The sequence below is a fragment of the Mycobacterium sp. SMC-19 genome, from assembly GCF_045310815.1.
Lineage (GTDB): Bacteria > Actinomycetota > Actinomycetes > Mycobacteriales > Mycobacteriaceae > Mycobacterium.
Genome location: NZ_JBJIAM010000004.1, coordinates 438,069 through 463,736 on the forward strand (window position 1 = coordinate 438,069; position 25,668 = coordinate 463,736).

The following is a 25,668-nucleotide window of genomic DNA, read 5'->3' on the forward strand; positions in this document are numbered from 1 at the left end:
TCACCTCACAGCCGACCACGGACTCCTGGACCGCTTGCGGCACTGGCGAATTCGGCGACCAGATCGGCCAGCCGGTCCGGCTGATCGATCATCGAGTAGGTGCGCGCACCGTCGATGAGTTCGAAGCGAGAGTTGGGCAGCACCTCGGCCAAGCGCCTGCCGTCCTCGATGGGAAAGAACAGATCGTCGACGGACCAGGCCACCAGGGCCGGCTTGGTGAACCCGCGAAGTCGCGCACCGGCATCTAGGGAGGTCTGCTGGTTCAGCGACTTGGTGAGCTGACGGAGGTCCTCGGCGACTGCCGAATCACGCAGAGCGGGTTTGACCCACTCTTTCACCAGCTGGTCGATGTCGCGGTGCGCCAGCTTCCCGTAGCCGTAGTTACGGAACATCCGCGTCCGCATCGGCTGGAGCGCAGCACGAAAGGTGGTTGCGGTCCTAGCCGCGACGATGAACGGATTGATAATCGGCGGCGGGAAATGTTCGAAGGCGTCGCAGCTGGTCAGCACCAGCGCCCCGAGTCGGTCCGGGTGGTTGACCGCGACCAATTGGCTGACCAGGCCGCCGGTGTCGTTGCCGACCAACACCACGTCCTCGAGGCCGAGCGCGCCCATGAACGCGTCAACCATGGCGGCGATCCCCGGCAGCGTTCTGTCCGCGCCGGTCCGCAACGCCGTCGGATGCGCGCCCAGCGGCCAATTCGGGGCGATGCAGCGCAGACCTCGCGCTGCCAGGCGGGAGCTCAGCGGCCCCCACAGCGAGGCGCCCATGGCGTAGCCGTGGACGAACAGCACCGGCCGGCCGTCCAGGGGACCCGTGGTGTCGTAGTGGATGGTTCCGGCGTCAATGTCAACGGTGGGCATTGGAAGCTCCTAACATAGTTACGTGCAACCTGCCGATAACTTACCGACAGCCTGTACGGAAATCAAGCGTCGGACGCAAGCCGAGCGTTCCGCCGCCACCCGTGCTGCCCTGATGAGCGCGGCCCGCAAACTGTGGGGCGCGCGCGGCTACGCAGCGGTGGGGACCCCCGAGATCGCCGAGTCCGCCGGCGTGACCCGAGGGGCGATGTACCACCAATTCCCGGACAAGGCAGCGCTTTTCCTGGCCGTCGTGGAATCGGTGGAAGCCGACGTGATGGCGCGACTCGGCGAAGCGGTGGCCGCCTCCGCGGCAACCACCCCGGCCGCCGCGTTACGGGCAGCGGCGGAAAACTGGCTGGTGGTGGCCAACGATCCGGAGGTGCGCCAACTCCTCCTGCTCGATGCCCCCACCGTGCTGGGTTGGGACGGTTTTCGCGACGTGGCCCAGCGCTACAGCCTGGGCATGACCGAGCAGCTGCTCAGCGAAGCGATGAAGGCCGGACAACTCCCCCACCAGCCGGTCCGCGCGCTGGCCCACGTTCTGATCGGCGCGCTCGACGAAGCAGCGATGCTGATCGCGACGGCCGACGATCCCGAGCAGACGCGTGCCGACGTGAGCATCGTCATTCAACGACTGCTCGACGCCATGCTCACCGGGGGCTGATGGAAAGCATCAGCGCACTCAGCGGATGAATTTCTCCAGATAGGCGCGATGGTCCGCGGACAGTCGCACCAGCTTCTGCTCGTCGATGCTGAAGGTGGCCAACTGCGTCTCGGCGATCACCGCCGGCCGCGAATCCGGGGCGGCGTGCACCGAGCGCACCTCGTAGCCGATGGTGAAGTCCACCGTACGCAGCCGCGACACCCACATCGTCACCTGCAGCGGTGAGTCCGTCAGCCGCAGCTGCCCCTTGTAGGTGACTTTGACCTCGGCGATCAGCAGACCGACGCTGGTGATGTCGACCGCGAACGCCGGCGACAGGAAGGGCACTCGCGCCTCTTCGAGCATCGTCACCATGGTCGCGTGGTTCACGTGCTGGTACATGTCGATGTCCGACCAGCGCACCGGAACCGCTGCCACAAAGCCCACCGGTGCCCCGGCGGATTCGCCTGCCGGATTCACGACGCCGCGCCGCGCGTCATGCTGCGGATCTGGCGCGCCGCCACCGACAGGGTGGCCAGATCCCGCTGGTCGGATTCGTAGATCTGGGTCAGCGTGCGCCGCGCCCGCTCCACGCGTGAGGCGTTGGTCGATTCCCATTCGGTGATTTTCTGCATCCCGTCCTCGTCCGGTTCCCCGACCGCCAGCACATCCAGGCACAGCGACCGCACCGAATTGTAGATGTCGTCGCGGATCGCCAACCGCGCCAAGGCATGCCAGCGGTCATCGCGCGGCAGCTGAGCGACCGCGGTCAGCAGCCCGTCGGTACCGAGGCGATCCATCAGCGCGAAGTAGGTGTCCGCAACCTCGCCGGCGTCGCGTTCGGTGATGTCGGCGACGTCGATGATGTCGAGCAGGCTGTAGCGGTACAGGCCCAGGGCGACGTCGGAAGCCAGTGCCCGGGGCACGCCCTGAGCCTCGAACTCGCCGATGTGCTTGGCGACGATGTCGGCATCGTCGCCGCGCAGCCATTCCGACATCCGCGGCGACAGTGCGGCGACCTGCTCGGCGAACCGATTGATCTCGGCGCCCACCGCCAGTGGTTGCGGGCGGTAGTTCAGCAGCCAACGGCCGGCCCGGTCGATGAGCCGCCGCAGGTCCAGCGTCATCCGGTCGGTCACCGCCACCGGCAGGCCGTCCTGTTCACCGGCGACACGGATTCGCCGCCACAGATCGCCCACCCCGAAGATGGCGTCGGTCGCAACGTAGGCCCGCACCGCGTCGATCAGTTCCACGCCCGCGTCCTCGGTGATCCGGAAGGCGTAGGTGATGCCCGCGGTGTCCACCACATCGTTGATCAGCATCGTGGTGACGATTTCGCGGCGCAGTTGATGCTGGCGGATCTCGGCGCCGAAGCGCTCTTGCAATACGCGCGGGAAGTACTGCGGGAGCCGGGCGGCGAACACGTCCTGCTCCGGCAGGTCGGTGGCCAGCACCGCCGCCTTCAGCGTCAGCTTGACGTGCGCCATCAGGGTGGCCAACTCCGGTGACGCCAGCCCCAGCCCGGCCTCGGCACGTCGGGCGATCTCCTTCTCCGAGGGCAGTGCCTCCAGTTCACGGTTGAGGCCGCGGTCGGCCACCAGGTGGCGGATCTGATCGGCGTGCACCGGCAGCAGGCTCGCGGCGTTGGCCCGGCTGGTGCCCATCAGATCGTTCTGGGCGGTGTTGTCGGCGAGTACCAGCGCGCTGACCTCGTCGGTCATCGACGCCAGCAGCTCCGGCCGGTCGGCGGCGTCGACCTTGCCGACGGTGACCAGGGCGTCGATCAAGATCTTGATGTTGACCTCGTGATCGGAGCAGTCGACTCCGGCGGAGTTGTCCAGGGCGTCGGTGTTGATGCGCCCGCCGGCCAGGTCGAATTCCACGCGCCCCAGCGGCGTGACGCCCAGGTTCCCTCCTTCGCCGATCACCTTGGCGCGCACCTGGTTTCCATTGACCCGGACCTGGTCGTTGGCGCGGTCGCCCACATCGGCGTCGGATTCGGACTCGGCCTTGACGTAGGTGCCGATGCCGCCGTTGAACAGCAGGTCGACGGGGGCCCGCAGGATCGCCCGGATCAGCACCGGCGGCGTGAGCTCCGTGACGTCCTCGTCGAGGCCCAGCACGGCGGCGACCTGAGGGCTGATCGGAACGGATTTCAGGTCCCGCGGGTAGACGCCACCACCGGCGCTGATCAGCGATTTGTCGTAGTCGTCCCAACTGGATCGGGGCAGATCGAACATCCGCTGACGCTCGGCGAAGGACCGGGCGGGATCGGGGTCGGGATCGAGGAAGATGTGCCGATGGTCGAAGGCGGCCATCAGCCGGATGTGTTCGCTGCGCAGCATGCCGTTGCCGAACACGTCGCCACTCATGTCCCCGACCCCGACGACGGCGAAATCCTGTGTCTGGGTATCGATTCCCATCTCCCGGAAGTGCCGCTTGACCGACTCCCAGGCACCCTTGGCGGTGATGCCCATCTCCTTGTGGTCGTAGCCGACCGACCCGCCGGACGCGAACGCGTCGCCCAGCCAGTAGCCGTAGGACTTCGCCACGCCGTTGGCGATGTCGGAGAAGCTGGCGGTGCCCTTGTCGGCGGCCACCACCAGATAGGCGTCGTCGCCGTCCCGGCGCACGACCTGCAGCGGCGCGCTGACCGCACCGGTGGCGTGGTCGACGTTGTCGGTGACGTCGAGCAGCCCGGAGATGAACAGCGTGTAGCAGGCGATCCCCTCGTCGCGGGCCGCCTCGCGGTCGGCTATCGGGTTGCCGGTGGGCGTCGGTGGGTGTTTGACCACGAACCCGCCTTTGGCTCCGGTTGGGACGATGACAGCGTTCTTGACCTCTTGGGCCTTGACCAGTCCGAGGATCTCGGTTCGGTAGTCCTCGCGGCGGTCCGACCAGCGCAGCCCGCCGCGCGAGACGAAGCCGAACCGCAGGTGCACGCCCTCGACCCGGGGTGAGTAGACGAAGATCTCGAACTTCGGCCGGGGCAGCGGCAACTCGTCGATCAGGCCGGCATCCAGCTTGAGCGCCAGCACATTACGTGCGCGAGCCGAATCAGCGCAGGTGACAAAGTAATTGGTACGCAGGGTGGCTTGAATCAGGGAGGCGAACGCGCGCAGCACTCGGTCGGTGTCCAGGCTCACCACCGCGTCGATGCCCGCCGCGACGTCCGCGGCCGCCGCCTGTGCGTCACGGCTGCGCTGTGTGCGCGACGGGTCGAACAGCGCCTCGAACAGTGCCACCAGGGCCCGCGCGATGCTCGGATAGTCGTTGAGCACCGAGGCGATGTGGTTCTCGCTGTAGGGGAACCGGGCCTGCCGCAGGTATTTGGCGTAGCCGCGCAGCACCACCACCTGCTGCCAGTTCAGTCCGGCGCGCAGCACCAGCTCGTTGAATCGGTCGGGCTCGACGCGGCCCTCCCAGATCGCGGTGACACCGTCGGCGAACCGCTGCTGCGCATCTTCGCGCTCGGCTCCGCTCGCCGGGATCTCGATGGTGGGGTGCGCGGACACCTTGAACTTGTAGATCCACACCTGCAGGCCGTCCGCCCGGGTGACGGTGAACGGCCGCTCTTCGAGCACTGCCACTCCCATGCATTGCAGCATCGGCAGTAGGTGGCTCAGCGACGCGCCGTGCCCGCCCAGGAACCAGGCCAACTGACTTCCGTCGGCGGCGCCGTAGTCGGAGAACACCAATTTGACCGAGTCGGCGGTGAGCCGCTCGATGATCGCGATGTCGCCGACCGCCTCCGCCGGAGGGACGGCCTGCTTGTAGATCTCGTCGAATGCGACGGCGTAGTGTTCGGCCACCTCGGCGTCGATGGAGTCCTGCGCCGCCGTCTCGAGCAGCCGGTCCCCCCAGGTGCGGGTGGCCTCGGCCAGCAGCGCCTGGATCCGCACCCGGTTGGCCTCGCCGGTATCGGCCGGACGGGCGTCGGGATCGTCGGACATCCGGACCATGAAATGCAGCAGCGCCCAGGGCGCTTCGCTGACGCGGGCACTGTATTCCAGTCCTACCCCACCGAACTCGTGGATCAGGATGTCCTCCATGTGCAACCGCACCGGGGTGGTGTAACGGTCGCGTGGCAGGTACACCAGGCAGGACACGAAGCGCCCGGTCCGGTCGCCGCGCAGGAACAGCAGGGTTCCGCGCCGCGCACCCAGATCGGACACCGCCATCGCCATGTTCAACAACTGCTCGGCATCGATCGCGAAAAGCTCTGAGCGCGGGACGGTCTGGATGATGTCGAGCAGCAGCTGGCCGGGGTGGCCGGGCTCCTTCTCTGCCAGCGCCAAGGCGTGGCGGACGGTGTGCGAGATGACCGGGATCTCAAACACGTCGGCGTTCATGGCGCCGGCGGTGAACAGCCCGACGAAGCGGTGCGCAACGATGCTGTCGCCGGTGTCCTCCCGGATCGCCACCACATAGGTGTGCGAGCTGAACCGCATGTAGCTTGGCACGGTGGCCTGCGCCAGGGTCAGCAGATTGTCACCGGTGAGCCGGGGCCGCAAGGACTTACGCAGGCGCAGCACTCCCAGCCGGGCGGCGTCTTCGACGTGAACCTGCCCGTCTCGCACCACCCCGCTCTGATAACCCAGCAGCACGAAATGCCCGTCGGCCAGCCAGTGCAGCAGCGCGGCGACATCATGGCGATCCGGCGCGGTGTAGTGGCCTTGTGCATTGGCCTCAACATCGGCGGCGAGCTCGTTGAGGGCGTCACGCATCGCGGTGGAATCGAGGGCGACCTGGCGGACGTCGGCCATCACATCGGGTAGCAGGCGTTCGGTCTCGGCGAGGGTGTTGCGGTTGACCGTCGGTGAGAGCTGGACATGAATCCAGGCCTCGGTCCCGGCCGAGCCGTCCGCGGATCCCGGCTCCACGTGCGAATATTTCGGTTCCACCGAGCGTAGTTCCCCGGCAGCATCGCGCTGGACGGTGAACACCGGCGACATGATCCCGACGTAGGCCACCCCGAGCCGGTGCAGCAACACCGCCACCGAGTCCATCAGCATGCCGCCGTGCTCGGTGACCACCTGCAGTGCCGGCCCGAAACCAGCCGGGTCGTCGGCGGCATACACCGCAACCCGGGTCTCACCGGCGAGCCGATGCCGCGCCAGCCGGGCATGCGCGGCCGGCAGCGCCGGGGTCACGACGGCGGTGGCGGCGGCCCGGCTGGCCGGATCGGCGTCCGATGGTTCGTCGCTGACCAGCGAGTCGCTGTGCGAGCCGCGATAGGTCTCGATGTAGGCGGTCGAGACCCAGGCAGGAATGCCTTGCGGCTCAGAGGGATCGGGAAATGTTGTCCACGCGGTCGTTTCTTTGGTGGACTTCGTCATCCCACCCCTCCTGACTGTGTGTCAGCTCCGGCAGCGCCGCTACCGGGCCAACATTAGTCGCGGGTGAGCCTGCGGTGGGTCACTCGATGCGGACGCGCCGCTTCGGCACCGAGTCGTTGCACCTTGTTCTCCTCGTAGGCACCGAAGTTGCCCTCGAACCAGAACCACTTGGCCTCGTTGTCGTCGTCGCCCTCCCACGCCAGGATGTGGGTGCAGGTGCGGTCCAGGAACCAGCGGTCGTGGCTGATGACCACGGCGCAGCCCGGGAACTGTTCGAGGGCGTTCTCCAGCGAACCGAGGGTCTCGACATCGAGGTCGTTGGTCGGCTCGTCCAGCAGGATCAGGTTGCCGCCCTGCTTGAGAGTCAACGCCAGATTCAGCCGGTTGCGCTCACCACCGGAGAGCACCCCCGCGGGCTTCTGCTGATCGGGGCCTTTGAACCCGAACGCCGAGACGTAGGCCCGCGACGGGATCTCGGTCTGTCCGACCTCGATGTAGTCCAAGCCGTCGGAGACCACTTCCCAAACCGTCTTCTTCGGGTCGATGCCGGCGCGATTCTGGTCGACGTAGCTCAACTTGACCGTCTCGCCGACCTTGACCGTGCCGCTGTCCGGCTCCTCCAGACCGACGATCGTCTTGAACAGGGTCGTCTTGCCGACGCCGTTGGGGCCGATCACGCCGACGATGCCGTTGCGCGGCAGCGTGAACGACAGGTCCTTGATCAGCTGGCGGGAGTCGAAGCCCTTGTCCAGGTGTTCCACCTCGACGACGGTGTTGCCCAAGCGTGGGCCGACCGGGATCTGGATCTCCTCGAAGTCGAGTTTGCGGGTCTTCTCCGCCTCGACAACCATTTCCTCGTAGCGCTGCAGGCGGGCCTTGTTCTTGGCTTGGCGGGCCTTGGCACCCGAGCGCACCCAGGCGAGTTCGTCCTTGAGCCGCTTCTGCAGCTTCTGGTCCTTCTTGCCCTGCACCTCGAGGCGGTCGGCCTTCTTCTCCAGGTAGGTGGAGTAGTTGCCCTCGTAGGGGTAGGCGCGGCCCCGGTCGAGTTCGAGGATCCACTCGGCCACATTGTCGAGGAAGTAGCGGTCGTGGGTGACGGCCAGGATCGCGCCCGGGTAGGAGGCCAGGTGCTGCTCGAGCCACAGCACACTCTCGGCGTCCAGGTGGTTGGTCGGCTCGTCCAGGAGCAGCAGGTCGGGCTTGCTCAGCAGCAGCTTGCACAGCGCCACCCGCCGGCGCTCGCCACCGGAGAGGTGGGTGACGGGCTCGTCGGCCGGCGGGCAGCGCAGCGCGTCCATCGCCTGTTCGAGCTGCGAGTCGATGTCCCAGGCGTCGGCGGAGTCAAGCTCTTCCTGGAGCTTGCCCATCTCTTCCATCAGCTCGTCGGTGTAGTCGGTGGCCATCAGCTCGGCGACCTCGTTGTACCGGTTGAGCTTGGCCTTGATCGGCACGCCCTCTTCGACGTTCTCCCGGACGGTCTTGGTCTCGTCCAGATGCGGCTCCTGCAGCAGGATGCCGACCGAGGCGCCCGGCGCGAGGAACGCGTCGCCGTTGTTCGCCTTGTCCAACCCGGCCATGATCCGCAGGACGCTGGACTTACCAGCACCGTTGGGGCCGACGACACCGATCTTGGCGCCGGGCAGGAAGTTCAGCGTGACGTCGTCGAGGATGACTTTGTCGCCGTGTGCTTTGCGCACCTTCTTCATCGTGTAGATGAATTCAGCCATGCCGGGGTGTCGCCTCCTGGTCTCGCGAATTTGCTCGCCAACCATCCTAGGGGGTCGTCCGGCAGCGCTGTCGGCTGCTGTCAGGGCGTCAACGCCATCTCGGCCATATCGTCGCTGGCGTCGGATTCGCCGTCCGCGCAGTCCGGGCCATCGGCGTCGTCGCTACCGGCGGCGACCGGCGGATTTTCCGGTCCGGCGGCGATGATCTTCTCCACCCGGGCCGCGCACCGCGCCAGATCGGGTCCGACCGCGGTCGCGCGCAGCTCCACCGACGACCGGCGGACCCCGTCCTTGTCCTCATACTCGCTGGTGAAGACGTGCCCGACCACGACCACCGGCAGCCCCTTGCTCAGTGACGCCCCGACTCCGGTGACCAACCTGTCCCAGCAGTTGACCGTCACGAACAGGGAGTTACCGCTCTCCCAGCTGCCGTCGGCATTGCGCTTGCGCGAATTGCTGGCGACCCGGAACTTGATCAGCTCGTGGTCGCCCACCCGGCGGCGGAGCGGTTCCGAGGCGATGTTGCCGATCACGGTCAGCGTTGTCTCGAACATGGGGTGTTTCCTTCCTGGTTGCGGCGGGCCAGACGGGCTCGCCGGTGCTGCACCCATTGGGCCCGGCGGGCCCGACACGGACGTCGAGCCGGCCGCCGCGCACAACGGCAACTGGGGAAGAACAGCGGATTGGGGATAACCCCCGGCGGCTACTTAGGTCCGCGGCTTGCCGACAGTCACCGGCGCATTCCAATTCGAGAAGGTGAAGTCCACGGCGTCGTCGTCGCCGGAGGCCAGTTTGAGCGCGACCAGATGGTGATCGCCGGTCTCCTCGATCCAGACCGTGCACGCGGTCCGTTTGGTGGCCTGCAGCTGCGGCACGATCTTCTTTGCCTCGTTGGCCGACACCTCGCCGCGGATCCGGACGGTGTGCACCGCGTCGTCACCCTCGCCGATCGTCTCGCGCCCCTCGACCTCGGGATCGATGAAATCGGTCAGGATGCCGGCCAGCCCGGTGTCGGGGCTCAGGATGCTCGCCGCGTCATAGAACTTCGAGGCGGGGCCATAGTCGACCCAACGGCCGCGATCCTGCGACACGTAGAAGTCGCCGCCGAACACGATGAACGCGACATAAGCCGGAGCGCCCCGGTAGGCGATCTTGGCGTAGCCCTTCGCCGCGGGGCCAGGCTGCTCCGTCACGTCCCCGTCGAGCGCCGTGACCGGCATGTTCTCCATGCTGCCGGTCACGGCCATCGACAGGTGCACGCTGCCGAGTTCGGCGGTGGTGGCGCTGGACTCCTTCAAGATCGCCGCGGCGTCCGGCAGGGGCTCGGTGGACTTCTTGGGCGACGTGGGCGCCGTGGACGACGAGGATGCGGTCGATGACGGCGGCGGGGACTCCGGTGCGGGTAACGGGGAGACCGTCGGAGCGGTGCTCGACAAGGGAACAGTGGTCGACGAGGGGGCCGGTGAAGACGGGGCCGATGAGCAACCGGCAACCAGGGCGGCGGCGCTCACAACGGACAGGACGGCTGGGAGCCTGCGCATGCCCGCCATCGTAGAGGGCCACCCGATCAATCGGGGCAGGTCCCGCTGCGACAACGAGAAGTAGGCGGCCGATTGGTATACGTTGCTTGCGGTGGATACCAAAGGCCGGCCCGGCAGCGGTGAACACACAAGCCGCACAACATGGGCACGTGACGATATCCGGGTCTCGGATCCCAAATCGATGCATCGGTCGATCGCGGGCACCGCTGTCGGCAACTTCATGGAGTGGTACGACTTCGGCATCTACGGCTTCCTGGCCACCACCATCGCGCAGGTGTTCTACCCCAGTGACAGCTCCAGCGCGGTGGGCCTGATCGCGACGTTCGGCACCCTGGCCGCCGCGTTCGCTGTGCGGCCGTTGGGCGGCATCGTTTTCGGCGCGCTCGGTGACCGGATCGGTCGCAAGCGGGTCTTGATCATGACCGTCACGCTGATGGCGGTAGGCACCACGATCACTGGATTGCTGCCGTCGTACGAGAAGATCGGATTCTGGGCTCCGGTCCTGCTGATCGTCACCAAGATCATGCAGGGCTTCTCCACCGGCGGTGAATACGTCGGCGCCATGACTTACGTCAGCGAACACGCCCCGGACCGCAGCCGCGGCGCGCTGACCGGATTCCTGCCGCTGGGCACACTAGGCGGCTACATCACCGGCGCCGGTGTGGTGACCCTGCTCAAGTCCCAACTGCCTGTCTCGGACATGTTGGACTGGGGCTGGCGCGTACCCTTCCTGCTGGGAGTCCCGCTGGCGATCGTCACGCTGTACCTGCGGCTGCGCATCGATGAGTCGCCGGCCTTTGAAGGGCTAGAACAGCTCGACGAGAGCGAGGACACGGCCCGCAGCAGCGGATGGCAGCAGTTCCAGCAGACCGTGGTGGGGCAGCGCCGAGGACTGTTGATCTGCATGGGCCTGGTTTTGGCGGAGAACGTCACCAACTACATGCTCACCGGATATCTGCCCACCTACTTCAAGCAGGTCGGTGGCATCAGCGGCAGCCGCGGGCTGACGATGATCGTGGTGGCACTGGTGGTGATGCTGGTCGCGGTGATGCCACTGGCCAAGCTGTCCGATCGAATCGGCCGCAAACCGTTGCTGTGGACCGGTAGTGCCCTGCTGATTGTCGGCTCCGTGCCGGCGTTCCTGTTGATACGGCACGGCGGAAACTATCCGCTACGGCTCCTGGGCGTGCTGCTGATCGGCGTGATGCTGGTGTGTTTCTACAGCACCACACCCTCGACGCTGCCCGCCTTGTTCCCCACCAAAGTTCGCTTTTTCGCGGTGGCGATCGGATTCAACATTTCGGTCTCGGTGTTCGGAGGCACCACTCCCCTGGTCGCCGAGACCCTGGTGTCGGGCACCGGCAACGTGATGTTGCCGGCCTACATCCTGATGTGCGCGGGCATCGTGGGTGCGATCACGCTGTGGTTCACCCCGGAGACCGCTGGCCAGCGCCTGCCCGGTTCGGGGCCGTCGGTGGCCACCGAGCAGGAGGCCGAGGCGATCGCCGAAGCGGGGCTACCCGAATAGCCGTCTGCCGCCCGAGCAGGTGCCGGTGTGCCTCATCCCGATCGGGTGGGCTCGCCTGCGATACGGCCCGCCCCAGCGATCAGGCCAGGCCAACGAGATCGACGGACGCGGTCCACAGCCCGTCGATGAGCTTGGGGTCGTGGGCCTGCCGATTCTCGCGGCCGTTGGCGCGGTGTCGGTCGAAGTAGACGCCGTTGATCTCGGGGTCGGCGCCGCGGTTGACCAGTTCGATCAACGGCGTGGCCCCCTGGGCCGGGGTGATGGTCGCGAGGTGGCGCAGCGGCGTGCGGTAGAGCAGGCCGACAAACCAGGAGTCCCGGCCGAAGCTGGTCGCGACCGGACCGGGATGCACTGCGGCCGAGACGATCCCGTCGTCAGCCCAGCGCTGGGCGATGCCGCGGGTGAACAGGATGTTCATCAGCTTGCTTGTCCCATAGGCCCGCGTCTCGAAGGCACGCCGGCGCCGGTAGTCCAGGTCATCGAGGTCGACGTGTCCGAACCGGTTGCCGACGCTGGAGGTGTTCAGCACCAACGCGCCACCAGCGGCGGCCAGCCGATCGCGCAGCAGGTGGGTAAGCAGGAAGGGCGCGAGGTGGTTGATCCCGAAGTTGGGTTCATGCCCCTGCGCAGTACGCAGACCCGGCGCGAACGTGCCCCCTGCGTTGTTCAGCAGGACGTCGATGGCGCCGACCTGTTCGCGGATCTGTTGCGCCAGCGCGCGAAGCTGGTCCAGATCGGCGAAATCAGCGGTCAGTGCGGTGGCACCGGCATCGGCAGCGACCGGCGCCAATTTCTGGGCCGAGCGGCCGACGACAACGAGGTTGACCTCCGGTCCAGCCAAGGCGCGCGCCGCGACGGCGCCGATGCCGTCACTGGCGCCGGTGATCACGATCGTTCGGGGTGAGGTCACTGCAAGGTCTCCTTCGATTCGTCACCATAACGCCGCCGATGTCAACGGCGCTTACTCACGCGCCGCGGCCGGTCAGAGCTCCTAGCCCGGCCGCCGGGGATGGGCTCAGTGCTGCACGGTCCCGTCGCGGCGGGCCATCTCGGCCAGCATCGCGTTGTAAGCGGCCAAGTCGGCGTCGTCGTCTCGGTCGGCGGCGCGGTCGAGTCGCTTCGCGGTGCGCCGGTCACTGCGATGCCACTGCACCAGCAGCGCGATCATCACCATGAGCAGGGGCAATTCGCCTGCCGACCAGGTGATGCCGCCGCCCAGGTGCTGGTCGCCGGCTAAGTCGGTGTGCCAGGGCAAACCGAGCGCACCGTAGAACCACTCCCCGAGCACCTTGTGCATCCCCATCAGGAAGACCCCGAAGAAGCCGTGCAGCGGCAACGAGGCGAACACCACCGCCAGTTTGGCCAGCGGTGAGATGGGCCGGGGGGTGGGATCCACACCGATCACGACCCAATAGAAGAGGTAGCCGCTGAGGATGAAGTGGATGTTCATCGCGAGGTGTCCGGCGTGGCTGCCGGCGATCGAGTCGAACAGGCTGCTGAAGTAGAGCCCGTAGAAGCCGACGACGAAGATCACCGCCGCGATGATCGGGTTGGTGAGGACCCGCGAGACCCGGCTGTGCAGCGCGGCGAGCAGCCATTCCCGCATGCCCGGAGGCTCGCCGCGACCGGCGACCGGCAGCGCGCGTAGCGCCAGCGTGGTCGGCCCGCCGAGCACCAGCAGGATCGGCACCAGCATCGACAGCAGCATGTGCACGGCCATGTGCATGCTGAACATCGCCGGCATGTAGCGACCGGTTCCCGACGAGGTGGCGAACAACAAGGTCAGACAGCCCAGCATCCAGGCGGTCGTGCGGCCCGCCGGCCAGACGTCGCCGCGGCGCCGCAGCCGCAACACACCGGCCAGGTACACCCCGGCCAGGACTATCGCGGCGGTACCGAAGACGACGTCGAATCGCCAGTCGAACAGGATCCGCGCCACCGTCGGCGGGCCGGCGAAGTCGTAGCCGATCTTGACCATGGGGACCGACGGGTTGAGCACCGTCGGCGGCGGTGGAGGGGTGCGGCCCAGCCCGACCGCGACGCCGAAGGTGGCCGCGAAGATGACGGCCTCGGTCAGCGCCAGCCGGATGAGTGGGGCGCGCTTGTTCGGGTCTTCCTGCAGCGCGGCCACCCCGCGGCGCCGCTGCCAGGCACCGAGCGCGCCAAGCGCACACAGGGCGACGAACTTGGCCACCACCAGTTGGCCGTAGGGGGTGGTCAGCAGGTCGGCGGGGGCCAGCCGAACCAGCGCGTTGAGCACTCCCGACAGGCCCATCGCCACGAAGCACCACAGCGCCACGGTGGAGAATCGCCGTGCTGCCAGGTCAGCGTGTTCTCCGCCGCGAATCGCGTGCACCAGCAGCGCCAGCAGGCCACCGGCCCACAGGCCCGCGGCGATCAGGTGGATGAGCAGGCTGTTGGTGGCCAGGTCGTGGGATCCGCCGGCGGCCGAATGCCCGGTCAACCCCAACGGGATCAGGGTCAGCAGCGAACCCGCCAGCAGCACCGGTGTCCAGGACCAGCGCAGCACGGGCAGGCTCACCAGCGTCACCACCGCGGCCAGCAGCGCGGTCCACCGCCAGGCCGACGCGGTGTCGACCAGTCCGGCGAACGACCAGGCCGTTGCCGGGTCGAGGAACTCGGTCAACGGGTGTCCGGAGACGTCGGAGATGGTCAGCGGAACCAGCAGCGCGGCGCACACCGCCCAGGCTCCCGACGCCGCGGTACCCAACCGCAGCGCGCGGTAGCCGGCGGCGTCGAGTACCCCGCTTTGCTGCGGCGGCACCAGGAACGCCGCGAGCAGAAACGATCCCACCGCCAGCACCGCGGCCATCTCGCCGGCCGCCCGCACGAACGGCAGCCCCAGCGTGGTCACTGGTCCCGGGTCAGGCAGACCGGTCGCGGTCAGGGCGTCGGCCAACGACAGCGCCCCGATCCCGGCGGCGATACACCCGGCCAGGATTGCCAACCCGGCCAACATCGGCACCAAGATCGCCGCGCGGCCGCGGTTCGCCGAAAGAGCCGTCATGGCTTCCAGCGTATGGTGCGTGCCCGCCGCGCCGCATACCAGGCGGGCGACGCCGCGGCCCGCCCCGCTACCTGTTCAATCCCCGCCAATGCCGCCGCACCTCCACGTCCCGGGCGGCAAACGCCTCCCGGGCGATGCGGGCGATGTGGTCGGAGTCTTGCAGGATCGCTCGCAGTTCAGCCCGGAACGCCTTGCGGCGTCCCGCCAGATCCGGCGCGGGTTCCAGCAGACCCTGGTCGGCGACCACCTGACATGCGGTCGCGAACAGCAGGGTGGACACCGATTCGCTGCTGCGGACGCGGCCCTGCGCCACGTACTGGCGGCCGACCCCCAGGGCCAACTGCGTCAGTTCGTTCTCACCGATGTCGTCCGGCGCGTCGCAGAGCACGTCGGCGACGATCGCGTAGGACTCGAAGAACACCCGCAGCATGACGTCGGAGGTCACCGGAGTCTTCTCGGACAAGATCCCGTCGATCTCGGCGCCACCCGCGCCTACCCGCGTCTGCCAGTCACCGAACCAGGACATCTCTTCGGCGATGTTGTCGCGGAACGACGCGGAGTCGGCGAAGTAGAAGTCGAACTTCAGCAGGTCCCGTAGCCGCATCGCCTGCGTCCAGAACGCGTCCAGCCGGTCGCCTTCGCCGCGGCCGGCGTGCGCCAGGGCCAGTTCGACGATCGAGGTCTCCAGGAAGGCGTGGATCACCGAATTGCGGTAGAACGACGCGGCGTGCTCGTCTTCGGGGGCGATTCGCCACACCGACTCCCGCCCGCCGTCGACGCGGGTGACCGGATGCCCGTTGGACAGCGCATCCACCGCCGCGCGTACCCCGTCACGGCTGCGCAGCCGCAACGCGCTGGTGGAGATCGGAGTCTGCTTGCGTTCCAGGTAATCCAGGCCGGCCTGCAGCGAATGGTGGATCTGGTCCAGCGTCAATGCCAGCCCGTGCGTGGTCAACAGCAACGCCGACACCAGACCGGTCGCGCTGATCGGAGTGACGCGCTGGATCCGCCAGGCCACCTCGATGGCCATCTTCTGCATGGCCAGCCGCTTGGCGTCCGGATCGGTCGCGGTCTGACTGTCAGGGGCACCAAGGTACTGGCGCATCGACACGGCCTCGGGAAAACGAACGTAGATCTTGCCGTAGTTGCGTTCGCCCTGCGCCTTGATGAAGTGGTAGAGCCAGCGGATGCCCTCCGGGGTCTTCTCTCCGCCCCGGGCATAGGCGGCGTACTCGTCGGTCTCGTGCAACTGATCGAAGCTGATCGAAACGCCCTGCAGGAGAACATCTTCAGTGCGGTCGTCCAGGTAGGCGTCGGCGACGTAGGTCATCAGACCGAGCTTGGGCGGCAGCATCTTGCCGGTGCGTGACCGGGTGCCCTCAATGGACCAGCTCAGATTGAATCGCTTCTCCATCACATAGCCGACGTACTCCTTGAGCACGTATTTGTAGAGCGGGTTGTTGCCGATGCTGCGGCGGATGAAGATGACCCCCGAGCGGCGCAGCAACGGCCCCATCAATCCGAACGACAAGTTGATGCCGGCGAAGACGTGGACCGGCGGCAGCCGGTTCTCCTGCATCGCCACCGGCATGACGGCGCCGTCGATGTAGGACCGGTGCGAAAACAGCAGCACCGCGGGATGGTTTTCCAGCGCGGTGCGCAGCGCAGCGACCTGGTACTCGTCGTAGTCGATCTCGGGGTCGAAACCGCGGCTGAGCATCCTGGTCAAGACGGCGACCATGTCTACCGACACCCGGCTCCAGCCGGTGGACAGCTCATCGAGCATCTTGCCGGCCTCGTCGACGGTGGCGCCCGGGATGGCTTCCAGTCCCTCGCGAAACCGGGTGGACGCCAAGATCTCCGGTTTCACCAGCCGTGGCGACTTGTACTGCGGGCCCAGGATCCGGTTCTCGGCGCGCTCCAGCGCCAGCACCGCCCGGCGCGTGACGAAATGCGCGAAGTCCCGGGGATTCTCACCGACGGTGTTCTCACTCCACTGACTGCGCAGGTCGGCGACGCTGGCGGGCTCGCCGACCACCACGCGGGCCAGCGACGACTCGGTACGCAGGATCTGGCGCTGTTGGCGTTCGCTGGGCCGATAGGGATTGCGGCCGGGCAGCAAGGCGGCCACCCGCTTCAGGGCGGAGGCTTCGGCACGGGGCATCCAGAAGACCCGCACCGGCAGGATCGACCGCCGCTCGTCGCGTTCGAGATGCCCCACCAGCCGAGCCATCGCCCCGGGTGAGCGCTGCGACGGGTCGAGCTCCAGCAGTTCGATACGGTCGCCGGGCCGGCCGTCCCGGTACCGTTCCAGCCACTCGTGAACGAGGTCGGCCTCCACCGGCGACGACACATAGGCCAAGACCAGCGTGTCAGTGGTTGTGGTGGCCCCCGAGGCGCCAGTGGCCGGTGATGTCGTCACTGCTCCTCCTTTGAGGCCGGCGGCTTCTTGGCCGGTGCCTTCTTGGCCGGGGCTTTCTTGGCGGCCGCCTTCTTGGCCGGAACCTTTTTCGCCGGAGCCTTCTTCGCCGGTGCCTTCTTGGCCGGGGCTTTCTTGGCCGGGGCTTTCTTGGCCGCTGCCTTCTTGGCCGGGGCGGACGGCTTGGGCGACCAGGCCGGCAACTCGTCGACCGGCCAGTCGGCCAGTGTGTCCAGATACAGCTGGCGGACCTCCGCAATCCGCTCGGGCAGCGAGTCCACCGTCCAGTCCTCGACCGAGATGGCCGGGAACACCGCGACGTCCACGGTGCCGGGGTGAGCGCTGATCGAGTCCCGGGCGGCGACCACCTCGGCGTTACGGATGATCACCGGCACGATCGGAATCCCGGCCGCCATCGCGAGCCGGAACGGCCCCTTCTTGAAGGGGCCCACCCCGGTGGTGTCCACCCGAGTGCCTTCCGGTGCGATCACCACCGACAGGCCCCGCTTGGCGCGTTCCTCGACCTGTTGCAGGGACTCCACGGCCGCCGCCGCGTCGTCGCGGTCGATGAACACCATCTCCGTCAGTTTCCCCAGCGGACCGGCGATCGGGTCTCTCTCCAGCTCCCGTTTGCCGACGCTGATCCAGTTGTCACGCACCAGTGAGGCAGTGATCACCGGATCGACCTGGTTGCGGTGGTTGAAGATGAACACCGCCGGCCGGGTTGCGGTGAGGTTCTCTTTGCCGATCACGTTGAGCCGCACACCATTGAGGCCCAACAGCACCTGCGGGAACAGCGCGGTGAAGAAGTTGACGCCCCGACGGCGGCTGCCACTCAACAGGCCCAGCCCAATCGCTCCGGCGCCCACCGGGACGATCGAGCTGAGTCCGGCCAGGTTCCGCAGTTGGCCGACCACGCCACTGCCGCGGCTGCTGAACTGCAGGATCGGCCAGCCGCGCTTGCGGGCCACCGAGGCCATCTTGCCCTCGGGGTTCGTCGGTCGCGGATTGCCGACCAGGTGCATCAGCGCGACGTCTTCGTCCCCGTCGGCATAGAAGTAACTGTCCTGCAGGTCGATGTCGTGTTCGGCGGCGAACTTCTGCACCGCGGCCGCCTTGCCCGGCCCCCACAGGATCGGTTCGACCACCTCGCCGGTGAGCGCCCCGTCCTCATCGGTCACGAAAGCGTTGGTGAGTGTGTTGGTGATGCCCAGGAAACGGGCCACCGGTTCGACCTGGATGGTCAGCGCCGACGAACTCAGTACCACCGTGTGTCCGCGCGCCTGGTGCGCCCGCACCACTTCGCGCATCTCCGGGTAGATGCGTTTGGCGATCTTCTGAACGAACAGCCGCTCACCGATCTCGTCGAGATCAGTGATCGAGCGGCCGCGCAGCGCCGAGGACGCCGTGGTGATGAGCTGTTCGAACTCGATGCGGCCCAGTTGATGGTTGAGTCCGGCCTGGATCATGCCGAACAACTCCCCCAGCCCCATATCGCGGCTGCGGAAGCGCTCCCGGGTGAGGATGACGGCGGTAAAGCCGGCCACCAGGGTGCCGTCGAGGTCAAAGAACGCGCCGATCTTGGGTCCGGGCGGGCTGGCGGCGATCTCGGCCACCGAGCCGGGCAACCGCATGTCGCGCGGCGGCCGCGAATTCGCGTCGTCGGTCATGACTCACCACCGGTGGCAAAGGAAGCCGGCACGCAGCGCGGCGCCGGGTCACCGGCGAGCGCGAGCACTTCGTCGAAGCCCTCCACCAGACACGTGGTGAACAGCTTTTCGTCGCGGACGGCTGCGCGGTCATAGCGGACCGTGATGGTGCACTCACCACCACGGGAAATCAGCACCACCATCATCGCGACGCCCGGCAACGGGCCGATTCCGTAGTGCCGCAGCACCTTCGCTCCCGCGATGTAGGTTTCGCCGGGATAGAACGCCACGTTGCTGGCCTGCACGTCGGCGCTGACCACCGACTCGGTCATCTTCTCCAGAACCGGCGACGGAAAGACGCTCAGCAGCGGCGCGATGGAGCCGAGCACGTCCATCGCCGGCTCGTCACGGCGCTGGGTCATTTGAGACCGAATCCGCTTGATCCGCTCCACCGGGTCGGCGACTCCGACCGGGGCGGCCAGGTTCACCCCGGTGAACCGATTGCCGCCGGCGGGATCGGCGTCGGCGCGCAGGTTCACCGGGATCGCCATCGGCAGCGTCGCGATCGGCACCCCCAGCGCCCGGTGGTAGCGCCCCAGTGCACCGGACACGGCTGCCAGGTAGGCGTCGTTGATGGATCCGCCGCCGGCCTTGGCGGCCCGATGCAGATCCGACAGTCGCACGTCGATCGCCTGGGTCCGGCTGGCCAGGCTGCGCCGGCGCAGCAGTGGCGAGGGTTCGGCGGCCTGACTCATCACTCGCGCGCCCGACCGCGCGTAGGTGATGGCGCCGGTGACCGCCGACAGCGGGTCACGCACGGTGCGGGTCGCCATCGACAGCGCTCCCAACAGCACATCGCGGGTGCTGCCGAGCATCGCGATCGGCAGGTGGTTGATGCCGTCGCGCATCAGATCGTTGGCCGACAGGTCCTGCGGTACCGGTTGCGGGGGCATCGACCGGGCCGGCGGATCGCGCTCTAGGTCGTAGATCCGGCCGAACATCGCGGCACCGCCGACGCCGTCGGTGACCGCGTGACTCAGATGCATCAAGGTGGCGGCACGCCCGTCGGCCAGCCCCTCCACCAGCGTCGCCGACCACAGCGGGCGCTGAATGTCCATCGGTGATTGCAGGGCGACCTCGGCCAGATCGAGCACCTCGCGCAAGCCCCCGGGTTCGGGCACCCGGACCCTCCGGACATGAAAATCGAGGTTGAAGTCGGGGTCCACCACCCACCGCGGCGCCGCCGTCGGCAGCGTGGGCACCACCACCTTCTGGCGCAACCGCAGCACTTTCCGCGAGACGTTCTCGAACAGGTTCCGGAAGCGGTCCCAGTCCGGTGTGGTGTCGAGCAGCTCTAGGCCCATGATCCCCGAGCGGGTACGCGGATTGGCCTCCCCGCGGTGCAACAGGTAGTCGAGAGCACCGAGTTCGGTGGGCAGGCCGTCGGCGTCGACGAGGTCACCCACGCCGAACTCCCCATGCCGCAGCGCGGCCCCGCCCTGATCGGCACACCACGGCTGTCACCACACACCACTCCTGATTCACAGACGTCACGGCCATCATTCAACGCTAGTTGTTTGCCCAGGGCGACGGGTGTCGATTGGCGCAGATCAGGATCCCTGCCGACAAATCGAAATACTGTGTTGGCCGGTTGAATTGGAAACCGGCGGTTTAGCGAGGATCGACGAAGGGCAGGCGAAGCTGGAAGCGCCGCATGAGTCCGGCTTGCGGCTTTTCTCGGTCGGCGCGGATCCACCCCTACCAGCGGATAAACTGGACCCGCATTGCCTCCGTAGCTCAGGTGGATAGAGCACATGACTTCTAATCTTGTGGTCGCAGGTTCGAGTCCTGCCGGGGGCGCGTCAACCCGGGGCGAAGCGCTCGAGCAGAGGCGATCGGCCCGGCTACCGTTACTCCAATGCCACCTCGACGCAGGTTTCCGTCTGCCAAAACCTCAGGGGCGGCTCGCGCGCGTTACGCGACTCGACGACGACGGCGGCTCGCTCGCGTCGACAATGACCTCACCGCAGCCCAGTGGGACACCCTCCTCGACGCGTGGGGCGGGTGCGCATATTGCCAAATGACGAGCCCGGCATTGCAGCGCGACTGCGTTGTTCCGATCTCGCGTGGCGGCCGCTACACCCTCGAAAACGTGGTCCCTGCCTGCGCTTCCTGCAACGCAAGCAAACACAACGGCGAGGTCACCGAGTGGCTTCGTCGCAAGAAGCTTGACGAACGCACGTTCCTGCTACGCCACGCGACCATCTTGCGGGCACTGCGCCTCGGCGATTAACACCGGGGATTCGGCAAGCAGCCGGGCTAGCCACTACTCTGGAGCGTCAACGATCAATCAAGGACGATCCGTCAACGCATCGACCGCCGCCGAACAGCGGCGCGTCAGCCGCAGCGGAACGCCAGAAGCCCGGTTCGCATGACACCCCGTCGCGCGGAACGACAAGGAGACCGGGCAAATCGCGAAAGGCAGATCCATGAGCCACGAACGGGCGCTCATCTTCTTCACCATGTTCATGATCGCGATGGTGGGGGTGACCGCAGGGGTCGTCACCTGGATCGGCTGAACGCTCCCCACCGCGGTAGCGTCATCGCCCTATGACACCTCCCGACCTCGTCTTATACAGCGTCACCGACCGCGTGGCGCTGATCACCGTCAACGATCCGGACCGGCGTAATGCCGTCACCGGCACGATGTCGGTGCAGCTGCGGGCCGCTGTGGAGCGGGCCGAAGCCGACCCCGATGTGCACGCGGTGGTGGTGACCGGCGCGGGCCGGGCGTTCTGCGCCGGAGCCGACCTGTCGGCCCTCGGTGTGGCGACCGAGGACGGACTGTTGGCGCTGTACGACGGTTTCATGGCGGTCGCGCAGTGCACGTTGCCCACGATCGCCGCCGTCAACGGCGCCGCGGTGGGTGCGGGCTTGAACCTGGCGCTGGCCGCCGACGTGCGTATCGCCGGTCCGGCGGCGCTGTTCGATGCCCGGTTCCAGCAGCTGGGTCTGCATCCCGGCGGCGGCGCCACCTGGATGTTGCACCGGGCGGTGGGGCCTCAGGTGGCGCGGGCCGCCCTGTTGTTCGGCATGCGTTTCGACGCCGAGGCCGCGGTGCGGCACGGCTTGGCGCTGCAGATCGACGACGACCCGGTCGTCGCGGCGATGAAGCTGGCCGCCGGACCGGCGTCGGCGCCTCGGCAGGTGGTCTTGGCGACCAAGGAAACATTGCGCGCCACCGCCAGCCCCGGGGCGATCGAGGGCGACCAACACGAGTTCGCCAAGCGGACCGAGCTGGGCCCGCAGGCAGCCTCCGTCGAGTCGCCGGACTTCGCCGCACGGCTGGCCGCAGCGCAGCGCAAGTAGCGGCACCCGGCTACAGATCCAGCAGCGCGATCTCCGGTTGTTCGATCAGATCGCGAAGCGCGCACAGGAATTCGGCGGTCTGCGCACCGTCGGCGACGCGATGGTCGAACGCGCACGTCAAGGTCAGCTGCGGACGTACGACGACGGCATCGCCCACCGCCACCGGCCGTGGTTTGAGCGAACCGATCCCCAGGATGGCCGCCTCCGGGTAATTGATCACCGGCACCCCGTCGTCGAGGCCGAGCGCCCCGAAGTTGGAGACCGTGAAGGTCGAACCCTGCATCTCGGCAGGTTTGAGTGTGCCGGCCCTTGCCTCGGCGATCAGCCGCGCAACGGTGTCGGCAAGTTCGCGGGTGGTCTTGCGGTGCGCGTCGAACACCACCGGCACCAGCAGGCCGCGGGGCGCGGCCACCCCGAAGCCCAAGTGTACGCCGCGATGGGTGCGGATCATCGGACCCTCCGGTGCTTCGACCCATGTCGCGTTGAGCACCGGGTGGCGGGTCAGGGCGATGACCAGCAGGCGCAGCATCAGCACGAACGGAGTGATCGTCGCACCGCCCGTCTCGACCAGCCGATCCCGCAGCTGCAGCAGGTTGGTGCCGTCGACCTGCACGCGGCCGTGCGCGTCGGGGATCCTGCTGCGGGACAGTGTCATCCGCTCGGCCATGGCCGCCTGCACCGGGCTGGGTGGACGAAGTTCGTCGTCGGGAGCCGATTCGCCGGCGGCCGCTCGCACACCATCGGGAGTGATCACACCGCTCGGGCCGGGCGGCACTGCACTCAAATCGACACCCAACTCAGCGGCGAGTTTGCGCGCCCCCGGCTTGGCTTTGGGCCGCCCAGTCGTGGACGTGCAGGTGCGGCGGCTGGTGTCGAAACTGTCGTCGGCGCCGTAGCCGACCAGCACCGGTGCGCGTCCGCCGGGCGCGGCCGGACGCTCGGCCGATGTACCGGTGTCGATGCGCACCAGCGGTGCCCCGACCGCGAGCACGTCTCCCACCGCGCCGCCCAGCTCGACCACCCGCCCGGCATATGGGCTGGGGATCTCCACTTCGGCTTTGGCCGTCTCCACCGAGCACAGCGCCTGGTTGAGTTCGATCTGATCGCCGACCGCGACGTTCCAACTGGTCACCGTGACCTCCTCGAGGCCCTCCCCGAGATCGGGAACGCTGAAGGTCTGGACCGTCTCGGTACTCACGGCGCCTCCAACGCACGCTGAACGCAGTCCAGCAGCCGATCGGGGCCGGGCAGCCACAGGCGCTCCAGCCGGGCCGGTGGATACGGGGTGTCGAATCCGCTGGCCCGCAACACCGGTGCCTCCAGCTCGTAGAACAGATCCTCTTGGATGCGGGCGGCCAATTCGGCGCCATAACCAAGATTGCGGGGACCCTCGTGCAGAACCACGCATCGCCCGGTGCGCCGCACCGACGCCGCGACGGTGTCGAAGTCGAGCGGGACCAGCGAGCGCAGGTCGACCACTTCTAGGCTCCAACCATGGTGCTGCGCACCGATATCGGCGGCGGACAGCGCGGTGGCCACGCCACCGCCGTAGGTGAGCACCGTGACGTCGGTGCCGGACCGGCGCACGGCAGCGCACCCGATACCCGGCGCCGGGTGTTCGGTGTCGACGGGTCCGCGGGCCCAGTACCGCCGCTTGGGCTCGAGGAACATGACCGGGTCGGGGTCGGCGATCGCGTGGCGCAGCAGCCAGTAGGCGTCCGACGGGTCGGCGGGCACCACCACTTTCAGTCCGGCGGTATGCGCCCAATAGGTTTCGGTGGATTCCGAATGATGCTCGGCCGCACCGATTCCACCGAACGACGGGATGCGCACGGTGACCGGCATCGACACCGCGCCGCGAGTCCGGGTCCGGTACTTGGCCAGGTGGCTGACCACCTGGTCCAAGGCCGGGTAGCTGAATCCGTCGAACTGGATCTCCGGAACCGGCACGAAGCCCCGAATGGCCAACCCGATGGCGATGCCGATCACCCCCGATTCCGCCAGCGGAGTGTCGAAACAGCGTTGCTCACCGAAGGTTTCGGCCAGGCCCTCGGTCACCCGGAAAACCCCGCCCTGCACGCCGACGTCGGTGCCGAACACCAGAACCTTGGGCTCGGCGTCCATCGCATCGCGCAGTGCCCGGTTGAGCGCCGCCACCATGGTCAGCTCTTCGGTGCGGGTGCTGGATCCGGCCGCCGGAGTCGGGGTCGCCGAGCGGGTCGGCGGTTCGAGGATCTGGGTCATCAGCGCCCCCTGCTCAATTCGGCGCGCAGCGCGGCGCGCTGCTGCTGCAGCTCCGGGGTGATGTCGGTGAAGACGGCGGTGAACACCTCGTCGATGTCGGCGTCGGCAGCCCCGACGGTGGCGTCTCGCAGCTCGTTGCGTACGCGCTTGGCCCGAGCCTCGACCCGGTCCTCTAACCGCTGCGACCACACGCCGATATTGCGTAGGTGGGTGCGGAAACGCGGGATCGGGTCGAGCGCCGTCCACTGCTCGACTTCGGCGTCGCTGCGGTAGCGGGTCGGATCATCGGAGGTGGTGTGCGGTCCGAGCCGGTAGGTGACGGCCTCGATCAAACTCGGTCCACCACCGTGTCGCGCCCGCTCGGCGGCTTCGGCCATCACCGCGTAGCAGGCCAGCGGGTCGTTGCCGTCCACCCGGATACCCGGCATGCCGTAGCCGATCGCCTTGTGCGCCAGCGAGACAGCGGCGGTCTGCTTGCTCAGCGGCACGGAGATGGCCCATTGGTTGTTCTGCACGTAGAACACGCACGGGGCACTGAACACCGCGGCGAAATTGAGTGCCTCGTGTACGTCGCCCTCGCTGGTGGCGCCGTCGCCGACAAAGGCGACGGTGACGGAATCCTCGGCCAGGCGTTGGGCGGCCATCGCCGCGCCCACCCCGTGCAGTGCCTGGGTACCGATCGGAACCGAGATCGGTGCGCAGTTCTTCTCGGTGAACTCCAGCCCGCCGTTCCAGGTTCCGCGCCAGGCGGCCGCGACGTGCCACGGCGGGATTCCCCGGGTGACGAAGACGCCCAGCTCGCGGTACTGCGGGAACAGCCAGTCGGTCTTGCGTAGGCACGCGGCGGCGCCGACCTGGGCGGCCTCCTGTCCGCGACACGACGCGTAGAGCCCCAACTCGCCCTGGCGTTGCAGGTTGACCAGTTCGGTGTCGACTTCTCGGGTGAGCACCATCAGCTCGTAGAGCCAGCAGAGGGTTTCTTCGGGCAGGTCCCGGCTATAGCGATTCTCGGCGGTCGGCGCCCCGTCCGGCCCGATCAACTGCACAGGCTCCAGGGCGACCTGCGGACCGGTAATACCTGGCAGCTGGCCCATGTGAGCCTCCTTGTGACGCTGATCTCATTATGCCAGCGAATGCACCACACACCGGGATCGCCGCGCTCGGCTGCACCACCTCAGCTGGCGGTGAACGCGTCGACGTCGCAGCTCCGTCGAGCGTGAAGGTAGTTGCACGTTCGGGCTCTCAAAGTCAAGTGGCTAGTGCAACGCCGCTAGGCGGCTTGATCGAGGAGGGCGGCTAGGCGTTGGGCCGGGGTATC

The 25,668-nt window shown here is 67.6% G+C and carries 19 protein-coding genes and 1 tRNA gene; 6 read left to right on the forward strand and 14 right to left on the reverse strand.

Annotation, left to right across the window (positions count from 1 at the left end):
* Window positions 1-5 precede the first annotated feature (5 nt).
* Window positions 6-863, reverse strand: a complete 858-nt coding sequence (locus ACJH5R_RS12085) for an alpha/beta fold hydrolase (RefSeq protein ID WP_406758480.1) — start codon at window positions 861-863, stop codon at window positions 6-8.
* A 112-nt stretch (window positions 864-975) separates the two neighbouring features.
* Between ACJH5R_RS12085 and ACJH5R_RS12090 the strand changes: the two genes are divergently transcribed.
* A complete protein-coding gene (locus tag ACJH5R_RS12090) occupies window positions 976-1,527 on the forward strand; it encodes a helix-turn-helix domain-containing protein (protein WP_406758631.1) in 552 nt (183 codons plus the stop codon).
* A gap of 18 nt (window positions 1,528-1,545) precedes the next feature.
* Here ACJH5R_RS12090 and ACJH5R_RS12095 read toward each other — a convergent pair whose 3' ends face one another.
* The 5 genes from ACJH5R_RS12095 to ACJH5R_RS12115 all read right to left on the reverse strand — a co-directional run bounded on the left by ACJH5R_RS12095 (window position 1,546) and on the right by ACJH5R_RS12115 (window position 9,831).
* On the reverse strand, window positions 1,546-1,953 hold the full coding sequence (locus ACJH5R_RS12095; protein WP_406758630.1) for an acyl-CoA thioesterase: 408 nt from the start codon (window positions 1,951-1,953) through the stop codon (window positions 1,546-1,548).
* A 29-nt stretch (window positions 1,954-1,982) separates the two neighbouring features.
* Window positions 1,983-6,845 carry an NAD-glutamate dehydrogenase gene (locus ACJH5R_RS12100; protein ID WP_406782011.1) on the reverse strand — a complete coding sequence of 1,621 codons (4,863 nt, stop codon included), beginning with the start codon at window positions 6,843-6,845 and terminating at the stop codon, window positions 1,983-1,985.
* Between the two features lie 53 nt (window positions 6,846-6,898).
* Window positions 6,899-8,572: an energy-dependent translational throttle protein EttA gene (gene ettA / locus ACJH5R_RS12105; RefSeq protein WP_406758478.1), complete on the reverse strand. Its 1,674-nt coding sequence runs from the start codon at window positions 8,570-8,572 to the stop codon at window positions 6,899-6,901.
* A gap of 80 nt (window positions 8,573-8,652) precedes the next feature.
* The gene (locus ACJH5R_RS12110) at window positions 8,653-9,126 is read right to left on the reverse strand and encodes a single-stranded DNA-binding protein (protein ID WP_406758477.1); all 474 of its coding nucleotides are present in this window, start codon (window positions 9,124-9,126) and stop codon (window positions 8,653-8,655) included.
* A gap of 153 nt (window positions 9,127-9,279) precedes the next feature.
* Window positions 9,280-9,831: an LppX_LprAFG lipoprotein gene (locus tag ACJH5R_RS12115; RefSeq protein ID WP_406758629.1), complete on the reverse strand. Its 552-nt coding sequence runs from the start codon at window positions 9,829-9,831 to the stop codon at window positions 9,280-9,282.
* Here ACJH5R_RS12115 and ACJH5R_RS12120 point away from each other — a divergent pair.
* Both ACJH5R_RS12120 and ACJH5R_RS12125 read left to right on the forward strand, forming a co-directional pair.
* A complete protein-coding gene (locus ACJH5R_RS12120; protein WP_406758644.1) occupies window positions 9,782-10,177 on the forward strand; it encodes a hypothetical protein in 396 nt (131 codons plus the stop codon). The two genes, ACJH5R_RS12115 and ACJH5R_RS12120, sit on opposite strands and share 50 nt — an antisense overlap.
* Window positions 10,178-10,294: 117 nt before the next feature.
* Window positions 10,295-11,641 (forward strand): MFS transporter, encoded by a 1,347-nt coding sequence (locus tag ACJH5R_RS12125; protein WP_406758476.1) that lies wholly within the window; start codon window positions 10,295-10,297, stop codon window positions 11,639-11,641.
* 79 nt (window positions 11,642-11,720) lie between these two features.
* Here the strand turns inward: ACJH5R_RS12125 and ACJH5R_RS12130 are convergent, their stop codons facing one another.
* The 5 genes from ACJH5R_RS12130 to ACJH5R_RS12150 form a co-directional block, all read right to left on the reverse strand.
* Window positions 11,721-12,551 (reverse strand): SDR family NAD(P)-dependent oxidoreductase, encoded by an 831-nt coding sequence (locus ACJH5R_RS12130; protein ID WP_406758475.1) that lies wholly within the window; start codon window positions 12,549-12,551, stop codon window positions 11,721-11,723.
* Window positions 12,552-12,656: 105 nt separating this feature from the next.
* Entirely contained in the window at window positions 12,657-14,669 is a 2,013-nt protein-coding gene (locus ACJH5R_RS12135; protein ID WP_406782012.1) for a cytochrome c oxidase assembly protein, read from the reverse strand.
* Between the two features lie 67 nt (window positions 14,670-14,736).
* A complete protein-coding gene (locus ACJH5R_RS12140) occupies window positions 14,737-17,091 on the reverse strand; it encodes a glycerol-3-phosphate 1-O-acyltransferase (RefSeq protein WP_406782013.1) in 2,355 nt (784 codons plus the stop codon).
* Complete coding sequence (locus ACJH5R_RS12145; RefSeq protein WP_406782014.1) at window positions 17,088-18,758, reverse strand: HAD-IB family hydrolase; 1,671 nt, start codon at window positions 18,756-18,758, stop codon at window positions 17,088-17,090. The genes ACJH5R_RS12140 and ACJH5R_RS12145 overlap by 4 nt, the downstream gene beginning before the upstream one ends.
* Window positions 18,755-20,203: a wax ester/triacylglycerol synthase family O-acyltransferase gene (locus tag ACJH5R_RS12150; RefSeq protein ID WP_406758471.1), complete on the reverse strand. Its 1,449-nt coding sequence runs from the start codon at window positions 20,201-20,203 to the stop codon at window positions 18,755-18,757. The genes ACJH5R_RS12145 and ACJH5R_RS12150 overlap by 4 nt, the downstream gene beginning before the upstream one ends.
* A 320-nt stretch (window positions 20,204-20,523) precedes the next feature.
* Here ACJH5R_RS12150 and ACJH5R_RS12155 point away from each other — a divergent pair.
* The 3 genes from ACJH5R_RS12155 (at window position 20,524) to ACJH5R_RS12165 (ending at window position 22,106) form a co-directional block, all read left to right on the forward strand.
* A tRNA-Arg gene (locus tag ACJH5R_RS12155) sits at window positions 20,524-20,597 on the forward strand.
* Between the two features lie 58 nt (window positions 20,598-20,655).
* Window positions 20,656-21,030 (forward strand): HNH endonuclease, encoded by a 375-nt coding sequence (locus ACJH5R_RS12160; RefSeq protein ID WP_406758470.1) that lies wholly within the window; start codon window positions 20,656-20,658, stop codon window positions 21,028-21,030.
* A 317-nt stretch (window positions 21,031-21,347) separates the two neighbouring features.
* A complete protein-coding gene (locus tag ACJH5R_RS12165; protein WP_406782015.1) occupies window positions 21,348-22,106 on the forward strand; it encodes an enoyl-CoA hydratase in 759 nt (252 codons plus the stop codon).
* 10 nt (window positions 22,107-22,116) lie between these two features.
* Here ACJH5R_RS12165 and ACJH5R_RS12170 read toward each other — a convergent pair whose 3' ends face one another.
* The 3 genes from ACJH5R_RS12170 to pdhA are packed head-to-tail and all read right to left on the reverse strand — an operon-like array spanning window position 22,117 to window position 25,444.
* Window positions 22,117-23,304: a dihydrolipoamide acetyltransferase family protein gene (locus ACJH5R_RS12170; protein ID WP_406782016.1), complete on the reverse strand. Its 1,188-nt coding sequence runs from the start codon at window positions 23,302-23,304 to the stop codon at window positions 22,117-22,119.
* Complete coding sequence (locus ACJH5R_RS12175) at window positions 23,301-24,350, reverse strand: alpha-ketoacid dehydrogenase subunit beta (RefSeq protein WP_406782017.1); 1,050 nt, start codon at window positions 24,348-24,350, stop codon at window positions 23,301-23,303. Before ACJH5R_RS12175 ends, ACJH5R_RS12170 begins: the two co-directional genes overlap by 4 nt.
* Window positions 24,350-25,444: a pyruvate dehydrogenase (acetyl-transferring) E1 component subunit alpha gene (pdhA, locus tag ACJH5R_RS12180; protein WP_406782018.1), complete on the reverse strand. Its 1,095-nt coding sequence runs from the start codon at window positions 25,442-25,444 to the stop codon at window positions 24,350-24,352. Before pdhA ends, ACJH5R_RS12175 begins: the two co-directional genes overlap by 1 nt.
* Window positions 25,445-25,668: the final 224 nt, after the last annotated feature.